Origin of the sequence: Nocardiopsis exhalans (assembly GCF_024134545.1) — a bacterium.
In the GTDB taxonomy this organism is placed as follows: domain Bacteria; phylum Actinomycetota; class Actinomycetes; order Streptosporangiales; family Streptosporangiaceae; genus Nocardiopsis; species Nocardiopsis exhalans.
In genome coordinates, this window is sequence record NZ_CP099837.1 from 5990761 (window position 1) to 6004762 (window position 14002).

At 70.1% G+C, this 14002-nt stretch carries 14 protein-coding genes and 1 pseudogene; 10 read left to right on the forward strand and 5 right to left on the reverse strand.

What is annotated here, in order from left to right; genetic code table 11:
* Positions 1–351 precede the first annotated feature (351 nt).
* Both NE857_RS26470 and NE857_RS26475 read left to right on the forward strand, forming a co-directional pair.
* Complete coding sequence (locus tag NE857_RS26470) at positions 352–888, forward strand: GNAT family N-acetyltransferase (RefSeq protein WP_254418108.1); 537 nt, start codon at positions 352–354, stop codon at positions 886–888.
* Between the two features lie 107 nt (positions 889–995).
* Positions 996–1097, forward strand: a pseudogene (locus NE857_RS26475) (phosphotyrosine protein phosphatase); the annotation flags it as partial.
* An 81-nt stretch (positions 1098–1178) separates the two neighbouring features.
* On the opposite strand, the gene NE857_RS26480 reads toward NE857_RS26475, so the two are convergent.
* Positions 1179–2138 carry a TIGR03557 family F420-dependent LLM class oxidoreductase gene (locus NE857_RS26480; RefSeq protein ID WP_254418109.1) on the reverse strand — a complete coding sequence of 320 codons (960 nt, stop codon included), beginning with the start codon at positions 2136–2138 and terminating at the stop codon, positions 1179–1181.
* Between the two features lie 231 nt (positions 2139–2369).
* Here NE857_RS26480 and NE857_RS26485 point away from each other — a divergent pair, with 231 nt between their 5' ends.
* On the forward strand, positions 2370–3125 hold the full coding sequence (locus NE857_RS26485; RefSeq protein ID WP_254418110.1) for a haloacid dehalogenase-like hydrolase: 756 nt from the start codon (positions 2370–2372) through the stop codon (positions 3123–3125).
* 154 nt (positions 3126–3279) lie between these two features.
* On the opposite strand, the gene katG is transcribed toward NE857_RS26485, so the two are convergent.
* The 3 genes from katG to NE857_RS26500 all read right to left on the reverse strand — a co-directional run bounded on the left by katG (position 3280) and on the right by NE857_RS26500 (position 6579).
* Positions 3280–5499, reverse strand: coding sequence for a catalase/peroxidase HPI (katG, locus tag NE857_RS26490; protein WP_254418111.1), 2220 nt, complete (start codon positions 5497–5499; stop codon positions 3280–3282).
* Positions 5500–5533: 34 nt separating this feature from the next.
* Complete coding sequence (locus tag NE857_RS26495) at positions 5534–5965, reverse strand: Fur family transcriptional regulator (RefSeq protein WP_254418112.1); 432 nt, start codon at positions 5963–5965, stop codon at positions 5534–5536.
* 113 nt (positions 5966–6078) lie between these two features.
* On the reverse strand, positions 6079–6579 hold the full coding sequence (locus NE857_RS26500; protein ID WP_254418113.1) for an HIT family protein: 501 nt from the start codon (positions 6577–6579) through the stop codon (positions 6079–6081).
* 148 nt (positions 6580–6727) lie between these two features.
* Between NE857_RS26500 and NE857_RS26505 the strand changes: the two genes are divergently transcribed.
* Positions 6728–7486 carry a class I SAM-dependent methyltransferase gene (locus tag NE857_RS26505; RefSeq protein WP_254422098.1) on the forward strand — a complete coding sequence of 253 codons (759 nt, stop codon included), beginning with the start codon at positions 6728–6730 and terminating at the stop codon, positions 7484–7486.
* 95 nt (positions 7487–7581) lie between these two features.
* Here the strand turns inward: NE857_RS26505 and argG are convergent, their stop codons facing one another.
* Positions 7582–9030, reverse strand: coding sequence for an argininosuccinate synthase (gene argG / locus NE857_RS26510; protein ID WP_254418114.1), 1449 nt, complete (start codon positions 9028–9030; stop codon positions 7582–7584).
* Positions 9031–9185: 155 nt separating this feature from the next.
* On the opposite strand from argG, the gene NE857_RS26515 reads away from it, so the two are divergent.
* The 6 genes from NE857_RS26515 (at position 9186) to NE857_RS26540 (ending at position 13957) form a co-directional block, all read left to right on the forward strand.
* The gene (locus tag NE857_RS26515) at positions 9186–9356 is read left to right on the forward strand and encodes a hypothetical protein (RefSeq protein ID WP_254418115.1); all 171 of its coding nucleotides are present in this window, start codon (positions 9186–9188) and stop codon (positions 9354–9356) included.
* Positions 9357–9480: 124 nt separating this feature from the next.
* On the forward strand, positions 9481–10680 hold the full coding sequence (locus tag NE857_RS26520) for an anhydro-N-acetylmuramic acid kinase (RefSeq protein ID WP_254418116.1): 1200 nt from the start codon (positions 9481–9483) through the stop codon (positions 10678–10680).
* An 18-nt stretch (positions 10681–10698) separates the two neighbouring features.
* Positions 10699–10869 (forward strand): hypothetical protein, encoded by a 171-nt coding sequence (locus tag NE857_RS26525; protein WP_254422176.1) that lies wholly within the window; start codon positions 10699–10701, stop codon positions 10867–10869.
* A 108-nt stretch (positions 10870–10977) separates the two neighbouring features.
* On the forward strand, positions 10978–11604 hold the full coding sequence (locus NE857_RS26530) for a TetR/AcrR family transcriptional regulator (RefSeq protein ID WP_254418117.1): 627 nt from the start codon (positions 10978–10980) through the stop codon (positions 11602–11604).
* 110 nt (positions 11605–11714) lie between these two features.
* A complete protein-coding gene (locus tag NE857_RS26535; RefSeq protein WP_254422099.1) occupies positions 11715–12200 on the forward strand; it encodes a PH domain-containing protein in 486 nt (161 codons plus the stop codon).
* Complete coding sequence (locus NE857_RS26540) at positions 12197–13957, forward strand: PH domain-containing protein (RefSeq protein WP_254418118.1); 1761 nt, start codon at positions 12197–12199, stop codon at positions 13955–13957. Before NE857_RS26535 ends, NE857_RS26540 begins: the two co-directional genes overlap by 4 nt.
* The last annotated feature ends 45 nt before the right edge of the window (positions 13958–14002 follow it).

Below are 14002 nucleotides of genomic sequence, written 5' to 3' on the forward strand. Positions count from 1 at the left end.
GTCGCAACAAAGCTGAGGGACAAAGGCGAGGTCCGGCACTCGTCGGTGTTCTCGCAAGAGGGCCATCCGCTTGCCCGCACAAGGCTCCGGCCCTGCTCGCGAGCAACCTCCCGGGCTTGGAGCGACACGGATACGATGCGCGCCCCCGCAGCAGGACGTCGACACCTCGAACCGAACCCGGCAGGGAGTGTGCGGCGTTCTCGACGAGCTCCTTGTACGCCGGCCTCTCGACCCGGTCAACGCCCCCGCTACGCGGCCCCGTCCCCCGAGGTGTGAGCGGGCACGTCATGATCACGGGGGCGGTGTGTTCCGACACCCCCGTACGACAACGGTCTTGGACAAGGACACCACTTGGCTTCCACACGGCTTCTCACCCCAGGCGACGCGACGGAGCTCGCCGAGATCCTGTCGGAGAACCGCGAGTTCCTGGCGCCCTGGGAACCGCTGCGCGGTGACGACCACTTCACCCCCGAGCGTCAGTCCGCCCTCCTCGAACAGGCGCTGCGCGACCACGAGGCCGGGATTTCGGTTCCGCTGGCCGTCCTCGGCCCCGGGGGACGGATCGTCGGCCGGATCAACATCAACAACGTCGTCCGGGGCGCCCTGCAGTCGGCGAGCATCGGGTACTGGGTGAGCGGTTCACACAACGGCCGGGGGCTGGCCACCGAGGCGGTCGCCGACGCCAGAAGGATCGCCTTCGAACAGCTCGGCCTGCACCGGCTCCAGGCCGAGACCCTGATCCACAACACCGGGTCTCAGCGGGTCCTGGAGCGCAACGGATTCACGCCCTACGGGATCGCACCCCAGTACCTGCGGATCGCTGGCCGGTGGCAGGACCACATCCTCTACCAGCTCCTCAATCCGGAGTGGTCCGAGCACGTCTCCTGAACCCGCGTCCGCGAAGGGGAGAAGCCGAACCGGGGACGGACACCGCTGATCCCGCTCTCACAGAGCCCGCGGTGAGCGCCCTCCCGTAGCTCGACCACGGCCAGGAACTCCCCGACCCCGCCGGACGGGGCGTGGCAGCGGTCCGCCCCCTCCGCGACGACATCCGCAAGCGCGTCGAAGCACTCATCGGAGAGCCCCTCCCCCGCTGACCGCTGGGTCCGCGGATCCGGGGGCCGCCTACCGCGGCTGACCGAAGGTGGTGCGGTGTCCACCGGCTCCGGCCCGGTGGCCTACGACAGGTTCCGGATCGGCTCGGCCAGCTCGGTCTCGAAGAACCTGAAGAAACCCTCCGGGTCGGGCCCCGCGTTGATCAGGGCCAAATGGTCGAACCCGGCGTCGGCGAACTGGCGGACCACTTTCAGGTGGCGTTGCGGGTCGGGACCGTACCCGAACACGTCCGCCATCGCCTCGCGGCTGACCAGGGCGGTCGCCGCCTCGAAATTCACGGGGTTGGGCAGTTCCGCCTGGACCTTCCAGCCGGTGAGGCCGAAGCGGAAGAGTTCGTGCGCGGACTCCAGCGCGGCGTCCTCGTCGGCGGCCCAGGCCAGGGGGACCTCGCCGTAGCGGGGGCCGTCACCGCCCAGCTCTCGGTAGGTGCTGGTGAGAGCGGAGCTGGGTTCGGTCGCGAAGAGCCCGTCGCCGGACTCCGCGGCGAGCCTGGCGGCCTCCTCTCCGCCGGCGGCCACCACCACCCGCGGCGGATGTTCGGGGAGGTCGAAGACACGGGCGTCCTCCAGGACCAGGTGTTCGCCCTTGTAGGAGTGGTAGCCGCCGGACCACAGCAGACGCATGATGTCGATGGCCTCACGCAGCATCTCGTGCCGGGCGGTCACGCTGGGCCACCCCCGCCCCACCACGTGTTCGTTGAGGCGCTCCCCAGCTCCCACCCCCAGGGTGAAGCGATCCTGTGAGAGCAGCGCCGTGGTCGCGGCCGCCTGCGCGATGATCGCCGGATGGATCCGCAGGAAGGGGCAGGTCACCCCGGTGGCGATCTCGACGCGTTCGGTCCGCTCGGCGATGGCGGCCAGCATGGACCACACGAACCCGGAGTGGCCGTGGCTGAACAACCAGGGGTGGAAGTGGTCGCTGACCTCGACGAAGTCGAACCCGGCCCGCTCGGCGCGCACCGCCTGTTCCACGATCTCCCGGGGCCCGTAGCCCTCGGCGAAGAGCTTGTAACCGATCCTCATGGTCGCCTTCCCGCGTGTCGTCTGGGTTCCACGTGCTGCCCTGACCGGGTCCGCCTCCACGGAAACCCCATCGCCGGGAAAAACACCCCCGCCTGTGCGGGGACCCCGTGTCACGGGGCGCGGGCGGCCACGTCATGATCGCGGGGGCGGTACGTTGCGCCCCCGCACGGTGGAGCGCTGGAAGCAGCCCTTACCCCTGGCCCGAACGCTCTCGTGCTCCTGGACGACGGCTTGGAGCCCACAACCGAGTTCGAGGTCCCGGCCGTCCGCCCCCTGAAGGAAGAGGCACACGTGACCTGGGCTCTGTTCGACCTCGACGAAACCCTGATCGACCATGACTCGTTCGCGCGGTTCACGGTGCACCTGTTGCTGCGCGACCCGGTCCGGTTGGCGGCGGCCGTGCTGTTCCTGCCCCTGATCGGTGCCGCGTTCACCCGCCGCTCGTGGCGGGTGAACGCGGGCTCGGTCCTGCTGTGGCTGGGCACCGTCGGGGTGAGCGGCACCCGTCTGGACCGGATCGTCCGGGACCACGTGAGAAGACTCGGCGTCCGCGGGCGGCTTCTGCCGGACGGGGAGGCCGCCCTGGCCGAGCACTTCCGGGCGGGGCACGACGTGGCGGTCGTGACCGGCTGCGCCGAACTCGTCGCCGTTCCGCTGTGCCGGGAGATCGACCCCCGGATCCGGGTGGTGGCCTCCACGCTCAGACGGCGTTGGGGAGGCCTGGTCGCGGACCGCCACTGCTACGGCCCGCGGAAGGTCGAGATGCTCACCGAGGCCGGGGTCGGAAACGGAAGTGGCGGCGAGGTCGTCGCCGCTTACGGGGACAGCCCCGCAGACGCACCCATGCTCGACCTGGCCCGCACCGCTGTGCTGGTCAACCTACCCGAGGCGACCGCGGAGGGGATGCGCGTTCAGCTCACCGGGCCGGACCGGGTGGTGCGCGTCGACTGGCCAGCCAGGCCACGAACCGAACAGCCACGGGCATGACCGGCCCGAACACCATCGCCGCGGGCACAGCCGCGGCGTCCCGGACATGACGGAACCGGCCCGACCATCACAGGTCGGGCCGGTCCGGGTGGCACAGGAAAGGGTCACGTTCCCGGGAGCTCCGGGAGCCCGGGGTCAGGGACCCTGGCCGGAACTAGACCAGGTCGAACCGGTCGGCGTTCATGACCTTGTTCCACGCGGCGACGAAGTCCTGGACGAACTTCTCCTTGGCGTCGTCGGAGGCGTACACCTCGGCCACGGCGCGCAGCTCGGAGTTGGAGCCGAACACCAGGTCGACGCGGCTGCCGGTCCACTTGACCGCACCGGAGTCGTCCTTGGCGACGAAGGTCTCCGAGGTCTCGGAGTTCTCGCCGGTGGCGTACCAGTTGGTGCCCAGGTCGAGCAGGTTGACGAAGAAGTCGTTCGTCAGCGAGCCCGGCTTGTCGGTGAACACGCCCAGCTCGGAGTTGTCGAAGTTGGCGCCCAGCACACGCAGGCCGCCCACCAGGACGGTGGTCTCCGGGGCGCTGAGGCCGAGCAGGTTGGCGCGGTCCAGCAGCAGGTACTCGGCGGGGAGGCGGTTGCCCTTGCCGTAGTAGTTGCGGAAACCGTCGGCGACCGGCTCCAGGTAGGAGAACGACTCGACGTCGGTGTGCTCGTCGGTCGCGTCCACGCGGCCCGGGGTGAACGGGACGGAGACGTCCTGGCCCGCGGCCTTGGCGGCCTGCTCGACGCCCACGCCACCGGCGAGGACGATCAGGTCGGCGAGGGAGACCTTCTTGGCCGAGGAGGCGTTGAACTCCTCGACGATGCCCTCGAGCTTGGCGATGACGCCGCGCAGCTCGGCCGGGTTGTTGACCTCCCAGTCGATCTGCGGCTCGAGGCGGACGCGGGCACCGTTGGCGCCGCCGCGCTTGTCGCTGTCGCGGTAGGTGGAGGCGGAGGCCCAGGCGGTGGAGACCAGCTGGGCGACGGACAGGCCGGACTCGGCGATCTTCGCCTTGAGGGCGGTGATCTCCGCGTCCCCGATGACCTCGCCCTGCTGGGCGGGGAGCGGGTCCTGCCAGATGAGGTCCTCGGCGGGGACCTCGGAGCCCAGGTAGCGGCGCTTGGGGCCCATGTCACGGTGGGTCAGCTTGAACCAGGCGCGGGCGAAGGCGTCCTTGAAGGCCTGGTGGTCCTCGTAGAAGCGACGCGAGATCTGCTCGTAGACCGGGTCGACGCGCAGCGACAGGTCGGTGGTGAGCATGGTCGGCTTGTGCTTCTTGCCGGGGACGTGGGCGTCGGGGATGATCTCCTCGGCGTCCTTGGCGATCCACTGGTTGGCGCCGGCCGGGCTCTTGGTGAGCTCGTACTCGAACTCGAAGAGGTTCTTGAAGAAGCCCGCGCTCCACTCGGCCGGGGTGGTGGTCCAGGTGACCTCCAGGCCGGAGGTGATGGTGTCGCCGCCCTTGCCGGTGCCGTGGTTGTTCTTCCAGCCCAGGCCCTGCATCTCCAGGCCGGCGCGCTCGGGCTCGGCCTCGACGTTGCTGTCCGGGGCGGCGCCGTGGGTCTTGCCGAAGGTGTGGCCGCCGGCGATGAGGGCGACGGTCTCCTCGTCGTTCATGCCCATGCGGCCGAAGGTCTCACGGATGTCGCGAGCGGCGGCCAGCGGGTCCGGGTTGCCGTTGGGGCCCTCGGGGTTGACGTAGATGAGGCCCATCTGGACAGCGGCCAGCGGCTTCTCGAGGTCGCGGTCGCCGCTGTAGCGCTGGTCGTCGAGCCAGGTCGTCTCGGGGCCCCAGTAGACGTCGGCCTCGGGCTCCCACACGTCCTCACGGCCACCGCCGAAGCCGAAGGTCTCGAAGCCCATGGACTCGAGGGCGACGTTGCCGGTGAGGATGAACAGGTCGGCCCAGGAGATGTTCTGGCCGTACTTCTTCTTCACCGGCCACAGCAGACGGCGGGCCTTGTCCAGGTTGCCGTTGTCGGGCCAGCTGTTCAGCGGGGCGAAGCGCTGCTGACCGGCGCTGCCGCCGCCTCGGCCGTCGTGCGAACGGTAGGTGCCGGCGCTGTGCCAGGCCATGCGGATCATGAGCGGGCCGTAGTGCCCGAAGTCCGCCGGCCACCAGTCCTGGGAGTCGGTCAGGAGGGCGGCGATGTCCGCCTTCACGGCGTCCAGGTCGAGAGCCTCGAAGGCCTTCGCGTAGTCGAAGCCCTCACCGAGCGGGTTCGACACGGGGGTGTTCTTGGCGAGGATCTTCAGGTTGAGCTGGTTGGGCCACCACTCGCGGTTGCCGTCACCCTGGGTGGGGTGGGAGATCTGGTCACCGTGAGCGACGGGGCAGCCCCCGGCCTGCGGGGTGGGGGCAACGACCTCGTTGTTCTCAGACATCGACTTCCTTACGGGAAGAGTTGAACAGAGTGGTTCAGGAGCTCTGGGCGCTGCAGCACTCAGCGCATTGGCCCCAGTAGACGACCTCGGCCTCGTCGATCGAGAAGCCGTGGTCAGCGGACGCGGTCAGGCACGGTGCGTGGCCAACGGCGCAGTCGACGTCCGCTATGGCACCGCACGACCTGCATACGACGTGGTGGTGGTTGTCTCCCACCCGCGTTTCGTAGCGGGCCACGGAGCCCTGCGGCTGGATGCGCCGCACCAGGCCCGCGCCGGTCAGTGCCTTGAGCACGTCGTAGACGGCCTGAGCGGAAACCGCCCCGAGTTCCCCGCGCACGATGTCGATGATCGACTCCGTGTCCGCGTGGGGGTTCCCGTGCACGGCGGCGAGCACAGCTAACCGCGGGCTCGTCACCCTCAGAGCGGACTCGCGCAGCATTTGCTCGAAATCCGAAGAGGTTGGCATGCTCAGAGTCTGCCGCCTTTTCTGGAATTAGTCAAATCTTGGACCCACTCCGCTGTACGACCAGGGGTGTGCACCACTCAGCACGCGGAGCAGCACACCGCGCAGCACCGGCCCTAGAGACGGCCCCGGGTTCGGATGGATTCGCGAACGCGCTCGGCCGCGGCGGTGAAGTCGGCCGGACCGGTGTCGAGGATGCCGTTCTCCGTCATCAGTGCGTGGAACTGCTGTTCCTCGTAAGGGACTCCGGGCGGCAGGACCGCGATGTGCCAGTGCAGGTGGGAGTTGCCCTGCTGGCTTCCGAGGGAGAGCAGGTAGGTGCGCTCGGAATCGAACACGTCCTCCACCGCGAGCGCCACCTCCCTGACCACCAGCATGGTCCGGGTGTAGGCCGCCTCGCCCAGGTCCCGGACGACGTGCTCCAGATGGGCCTTCGGGGCCACCAGGGTGCGCCCGGCGAGTGTGGGATAGCGGTCGAGGAAGGCGATGTGGTCGTCGTCCTCGAACAGCACCTCGTGCGCGAACCCCGGCTCACCGGCCACCAGCGCGCAGATGAAGCACGGCCCGTTGCGGGTCCGCTCGGTGTAGGCCTCGATGTCCATGGGACGCCGCGCCATGCGGGCGCTCCTTCCGTAGGGGAGCGACAGGGTATTCGGTAGGACCCCTCCCCTACCAAGGTCGCTGGCCCAGGACCCGGTACCGGTAGCAGACTCGGTCCCCCGGTACCCCGGACCGCATTCGGCTGAGGAGGCCCTCGTGGAGACCATGACCCCGGAAGCTTTCGACGCCCAGTTCCGAGCCCAGCATCAGAGCGCCCTCCTCCAGGAACTGTGGGCGGGCGCCTGGGGTGATCAGTACCCCGCGGAGGTGGCACCCTCCAGCGGCTGCCCGTGGCGCCTGCTCGGCCTGATGGTCGCGGTCCTGCGCCCCGCTCCCGGTTCCACGCTGGTTGACATCGGCTGCGGACTGGGCGGTCCCGGCCTGTGGCTGGCCCGCGCGACCGGCGCGCGACTGGTGGGGGTGGACTGGTCCGAGACAGCGGTCCGGATCGCGGGAGAGCGCTCTGCGGACTGGTTGTCTCCCGGGCGCGCCCGGTTCAGCACCGGGACCTTCGAGGCCACCGGTCTCACGACGGCTTCGGCCGACACGGTGATCAGCGTCGACGCTCTGGCGCTGGCCCCGGACCCGCACGCAGCACTGACGGAGGTGCGGCGTGTGCTCCGCCCCGGCGGCCGCCTGCTGTTCACAGCCGCCGAACCCACTGCGGGGCTGGGGCCGGACGGGTCCTCGTCCTGGGCGGAGCTTTTGCGCGGGGCCGGACTGGGGCCCCGGGCACGCCACGAACTCCCCGGCGAGGGCCACGCCTGGGGTCTGCTCTACGCCTCCGTACGCGAACACCGGCGGGAGCTGCGCGCACAGATGGGCGGTACGGCCACCGACACCCTGTTGACCGAGGCGGCGATGGTCGAGCCGTACCTGGAACAGCTCTCCTGGGGCGCGGTCGAGGCCGTCGCACCCGACTGACCGAACCCCACCACCCGAGCGGTCGACGCAACGCGGCGACCGCCCGCCCGAAGGAACGGGCAGGGCGGTCGCCGTCAGTGCTTGGGCTGCCCGGACTAGTCGGTACCGGATTCCATGGCCGCGTAGTCGAGCAGGTCGTCCTCGGAGCCTTGGCCGCGGGAGGCGATGGTCTCGGCGCCGCCTTCGGGCATCGCACCGATCAGACCGGTCGAGGCCGCCTGGGCGGCACCGATCGACGTCGGGTGCGTGCTCTCGCCGACCATGCCCAGAGCGGCGTACTCCTCCAGCTTGGCGCGGGAGTCGGCGATGTCCAGGTTGCGCATGGTCAGCTGGCCGATGCGGTCGCTGGGACCGAACGCCGAGTCCTCGGTGCGCTCCATGGACAGCTTGTCCGGGTGGTAGCTGAACGCCGCGCCGGTGGTGTCCATGATCGAGTAGTCGTCGCCGCGACGCAGACGCAGGGTCACCTCGCCGGTGACGGCGGTGCCCACCCAGCGCTGGAGGGCCTCGCGCTGCATGAGGGCCTGGGGCTCCAGCCAGCGGCCCTCATACATCAGACGGCCGAGGCGGCGGCCCTCGTTGTGGTAGGTGGCGAGGGTGTCCTCGTTGTGGATGGCGTTGACCAGCCGCTCGTAGGCGGCGAACAGCAGCGCCATGCCGGGGGCCTCGTAGATGCCGCGGCTCTTGGCCTCGATCACCCGGTTCTCGATCTGGTCGGACATGCCCATGCCGTGGCGGCCGCCGATGGCGTTGGCCTCCAGGACCAGCTCGACCGAGCTGGCGAACGTCTTGCCGTTGATGGTGACGGGGCGGCCCTTCTCGAAGCCGATCGTCACGTCCTCGGCGACGACCTCGACCTCGGGGTCCCAGAACCGCACGCCCATGATCGGGTCGACGATCTCGATGCCGGTGTCGAGGTGCTCGAGGGCCTTGGCCTCGTGCGTGGCGCCCCAGATGTTGGCGTCGGTGGAGTAGGCCTTCTCGGTGCTGTCCCGGTAGGGCAGGTCCCGCTCCTGCAGCCACTCGGACATCTCCTTGCGGCCGCCGAGCTCGGTGACGAAGTCGGCGTCGAGCCAAGGCTTGTAGATACGCAGGGAGGGGTTGGCGAGCAGACCGTAGCGGTAGAACCGCTCGATGTCGTTGCCCTTGTAGGTGGAGCCGTCGCCCCAGATCTGGACGCCGTCCTCCAGCATGGCCCGGACCAGCAGGGTGCCGGTGACGGCACGGCCGATCGGGGTGGTGTTGAAGTAGACGCGACCGCCGGAGCGGATGTGGAAGGCCCCGCAGGCGAGCGCGGCGAGCCCTTCCTCCACCAGGGCCTCACGGCAGTCGACCAGGCGGCCGATCTCCGCGCCGTAGTCGGTGGCACGACCCGGCACCGAGGCGATGTCGGGTTCGTCGTACTGGCCGATGTCGGCGGTGTAGGCGCAGGGGACAGCGCCCTTCTCGCGCATCCACGCGACCGCTACGGACGTGTCTAGGCCTCCGGAGAAGGCGATTCCGACACGTTCACCGACAGGCAGGGAAGTGAGCACCTTGGACATGCAAAAAGTATGCACCTAAATGTATGAACATGCAAACCAGGGTCGTGGCCACGGGCGCGGCTTCTGCCCCGCAACCGCTCCGTCCCGGTTACCGGGGCCGCCCGCGGGTACACCCCAAGCCCACGACGAGTGCGCCCAAACCCCCTGGAGGCACCGTGTTCGCGACCATCGCAGCCGTCCTGTTCGGCATCGCCGTCCTCTTCGAGATCCTCGGCCTGAACATCGAGGGCATCGTGACCACCACCACCCTCATGCTTACCGGGCTGCTCTTCGCCGCCCTGCACCTGGCCGGATACGGGACCCGCTCCCCGCGCCGACGGCGCTGAGCGCCGACGTGATCGCCACCCGCGGCAGGGCGCCGGCCCACGGGGAGTGTCCGGGCGGAGCGGGCGGGGTACCGTCCACGGACGGGCGCCCCGCCAGCCCCGCTCCCCCACCGCTAGGAGCCCCATGATCGTCATCGGAGTGTCCTCCGGGACCTCTGCCGACGGGATCGACGTGGCCGCCGCCCGGTTCGAGTTCGAGCAGGGCGGTGAATGCCTCCGGCTGGTCCCGCTGGGGTTCGCCACCACGCCCTACTCGGGCCCCCTCCGTGAGGCGATCCGCGGCGCCCTTCCGCCCGCGGCCACCACGATGGAGGCCGTCTGTCAGCTGGACACCCGGATCGGCCAGGAGTTCGCGGCGGCGGCACGGAGCGGTATCGCCGAGTTCGCCGACGGACGGGCCGACCTGGTCGCCTCACACGGCCAGACCCTCTTCCACTGGGCCGACGGCACCACCGTGCACGGAACCCTCCAGCTCGGCCAGCCCGCCTGGATCGCCGAGGCCACCGGCCTTCCCGTGGTCTCGGACCTGAGGGTGGCCGACGTGGCCGCCGGAGGTCAGGGCGCCCCGCTGGCGAGCACCCTGGACCTGCTGCTGCTCGGCGGCCGTACCGAGCCGACCGCCGCACTGAACCTCGGCGGTATCGCCAACGTGACCGTGGTGCGCGACGGGCAACCGCCGCGCGCCTTCGACACCGGCCCCGCCAACTCCCTCATCGACGCTGCCATGCGCCTGGTCACCGACGGACGGGCCGACTTCGACTCCGGCGGGGCGCTGGCCCGGACCGGCCGCCCCGACCCGGCACTCCTGGACCAACTGCTCGCCGAGCCGTACTACCGGCTGCCCGCACCCAAGACCACCGGGCTGGAACTGTTCGGCCCAGACCACCTCGACGCCGCCCTCACGCTGGTCGGGCGCCCCTCGGACGCGGATCTGCTCGCCACTCTGGTGGAGCTCACCGCCGTCACCGTCGCCGACGCCCTGCGCCCCTTCGGAGTCCGGAAGGTGCTCGTCTCCGGTGGCGGTACCCGAAACCCCGTACTCATGGAACGGCTGGCCGCCCACCTCTCCCCCGCCCGGCTCGACTCCACCGAGCGGCTCGGCCTGGACGGAGACGCGAAGGAGGCGTACCTGTTCGCGCTGATCGGCTTCCTGAGCTGGCACGGGCTGGCCGGTTCCCTGCCCGACTGCACCGGGGCCCGTCGCGCCCCGATCGCCGGGCGCATCACCCCGGGCGCGGAACCGCTCCGTATGCCCCGACCGGCCCCGGTGGCGCCCCGCCGCCTGTACGTCAGCACCCCCGACTCCGGGTCACCGGCCCGCTGACCCCCCGGGAGCAGCACCGTGCAGGCCATCGATCTCGTCGTCATCGTGGTGTACCTGCTGGCCTCGGCATGGTTGGGGTTGCGGCTGTCCGGACGTCAACGCGACGATTCCCCCAGGGCGGACGCCGACACCCCTGACAAGCCGAGTGAGTCCGCTGGGCGAGAAGAGGACCGCGGCTCCGTTTCCTGAGGTCAGGCAGCTGGTCCCGGTTGCCGGGGGCCGACCCGCTGTGCTTCTCAACGACCGTCCTCGATCAGCCCTTGCCTATTTTCAGACCGGTCGGCCTAGAATAGGACCATGCAGACTGGAAAAACCCCGACCGGCCGGAAGCGCCCCTCGTTCATCGAGCAGGCACGGCGCGAACAGGTGATCAGGGCCGCCGCCGAGACAGTGGCCCAGGTCGGCTACGCGAACGCCTCGCTGTCCCGGATCGCCGAGCAGGCGGGGATCAGCAAGAGCGTGATCTCCTACCACTTCGCGGGCAAGGACGAGCTCATGGCCCTGGTCGCGCAACAGTTCATCGACGCGTCCGCGGAGTTCATGTTCGCCCGGGTGGGGGCCGAAGCAACCGCGACCGGTCAGGTCAGCGCGTGGATCAGCGGTCAGGTGGAGTACTACGCAGCACACCGGACCGGGTTCCTCGCCATGATCAGCATCATCACGAACCACCGTTCCGCCGACGGTTCGAACCCGTTCACCGGCCAGCTGGACGAGGAGGTCGACGAGTTCGCGCAGCTCCTCCAGCGCGGGCAGCGGGACGGGGAGTTCCGGGAGTTCGACCCCCGTTCCACCGCCGTCATCATCCTGCGCAGCACCGAGGCACTGATCAGCGCGTGGGTCATGGACGAGAACCTCGACCTCACCGACCAGACGGACAACCTCCTCGACTTCGTCCACCACGCGATCCGCAGGGAGAACCGATGACCACCGCCCCGCAGGACCCACCGATACCGAGCACCGCCCCCGTGGGCTCCGGATCCACAGCTCCGCGCGCCGGGACCCCGCACGCCGAGGCGCAGACCCCGGTCGCGCCGATGACCCGGTTGCGGCCACCGCGCCATCGCGTCGAACACCGGGCCGTCCGGTGGTGGGCGCTCCAGTCCCTGGCCCTCTTCGCGCCGCTCCTCGCAATCGCGATCGCCACCCACGTGTTCTGGGAGGCGGCCCGCCCGTGGACACTCGTGGTGGCGGCCGCGGCGGCCGTGCTCCTGTTGGTGGGCACGATCGTCGAGCCCTGGTGGCGGTACGCCGTCCACCGCTGGGAGGTCACCGACGAAGCGGTCTACGGCCTCAGCGGCTGGTGGGTCCGGGAGTGGCGGGTGGCACCGATCTCACGCATCCAGACCGTGGACTCGGTACGCGGACCGTTCGAGCAGATGCTGGGCCTGGCCACGCTCCGGGTGACCACGGCCTCCTCACAGGGTGCGATCGACATCGTCGGACTGGACCACGAGGTGGCGGCCGAGGCCGCCGAGAAGCTGCGCGCCGTCACTCAGCGGACCCCGGGAGATGCCACATGAGCTCCCAGGAAACCGCGTCGCCCGAGGAAACTCCGGCAAACCAGGAAAGCCGGGAACCCCAGGGAACAGCCGAGGTCCCCTGGTCCCGGTTGAGCAACCGCATGCTCTGGGCCGACGGGGTCTGGAGTCTGCTGTCCGTGCTCCCGCTGACCCTCGTGAGCTGGTTCTTCGTCACGGACTTCCTGTCGGGCAACCTGATGCCGGTGGCGATCATCGCCGTGATCGGGGTCGGCGGGGCAACCGTGGACGCGCTGCGCTGGGTCTTCACCCGCTACCGGGTGACCGGGGAGTACGTGGAACTGCGGACCGGTGTACTGGTGCGCAACCACCGTTCGGTGCGCCGGGACCGGATCCGCAGCGTGGACGTGGACGCCAAGTTCTGGCACCGGATCGTGGGGCTGCGCGTGGTCACCATCGGCGCGGGCCAGCAGGCGGCCGCCGGAGAGTCCGCCTTCGATCTGAACGCGGTGTCCAAGGCGGAGGCCGAAGGTCTGCGCCGACTCCTCGTTCTCGCTCATCCCGCGCCACACGTGGCGCCTGACACGCTGAGCGCACCCGAGCAGAACTCCCCGCGCCCCGGGCGCATGAGGGGCCGCCCGGTTCAAGCAGGCGGGACACTGACCACTCCCACCACACAGACCCCCGGTCAGACCGGCGAGCAGAGCTCCGCGCAGGCGAGCGAGCAGGTCTGTGAAGCGCGTGTGCTGGCCGTTTTCCGCCCCGGCTGGGTCGTGTACAACATGTTCAACATCTGGGCCTTCGTCATGGCGGCGGGCCTGTGCTGGGCCGTCTACGCCCTGGGGCCGTCATTCGGTCTGGACCCCGCAGGATGGGTCATCGGTCTCCTCAACAACTGGGGGCTGCACTGGGGGTGGGTCGCCCTGGCCGGGATCCTCGTGCTGGGGGCGATCGGTTCGGTCGGGCTCGGGGTCGCCTACTTCTTCGAGTACTGGAACTTCGAACTGGCCCGCGTTCCCGGCGTCAAGGGCACCCTGTTGCGGACCCGTCAGGGACTGCTCCGGACACGGGAGGTCAACCGGGACGAGGCCCGGATCCGCGGTGTACAGATCTCCGAGCCGGTGCTGTGGCGTTGGCTGGGGATCACTGACACCACGGTGATCACGACCGGCCTGGACGAGGAATCGATGTCCGCGCCCACCGCCGTGCTGCCCCGAGGGCCGCTGCGGGTGGCCCGTTCGACCGCGGCGGCGGTACTGGAGGCGTCCGACAACCCCATGGAGGCGCCTCTGAGGCACCACCCTCGCGCAGCGCTCGGGCGCAGGCTTTGGTGGGCGGTGGCGACAACGGCGTCGGGCACCGGTGCGATGGCGTGGACGGCCGCCCTCGGCCTGGTTCCGTGGGTCGCCGTGTGGATCGTACCCCTTGCACTCGGACCGCTCGCCCTCATCGGCGGGGTGATCGCCTACCGAGCTCTGGGCCACCAGATCGCCGACGAATACGTGGTTCTGCGATCCGGGCTGTTCTTCCGGGCGACGACGGCGCTGCGGCGCTCCGCGGTGAGCACGGTCGTGATCCGCGAATCAGTGTTCCAGCGGTTGTTGGGGCTGCGGAGCGTGGCGACGATGACGGCGGCCGGGGCCGGCGGGTACGAGGCCCCCGACATCTCCGCCAACGGGTCCGCGCTGTTCGCGAGTGACGCCGCCCCGGGGGTCCTCGACCCCTTCCTCGTCACCGAGGAGCGCGAGGTCGCCCGGCCCCGCCGAAGCCCTGGCCCGCTGAACCGTCTGTCCTGTTGACCCCAGTCGGGGCTGCGGCAGTGCCCCGCCGCAGCCCGCGTGTCC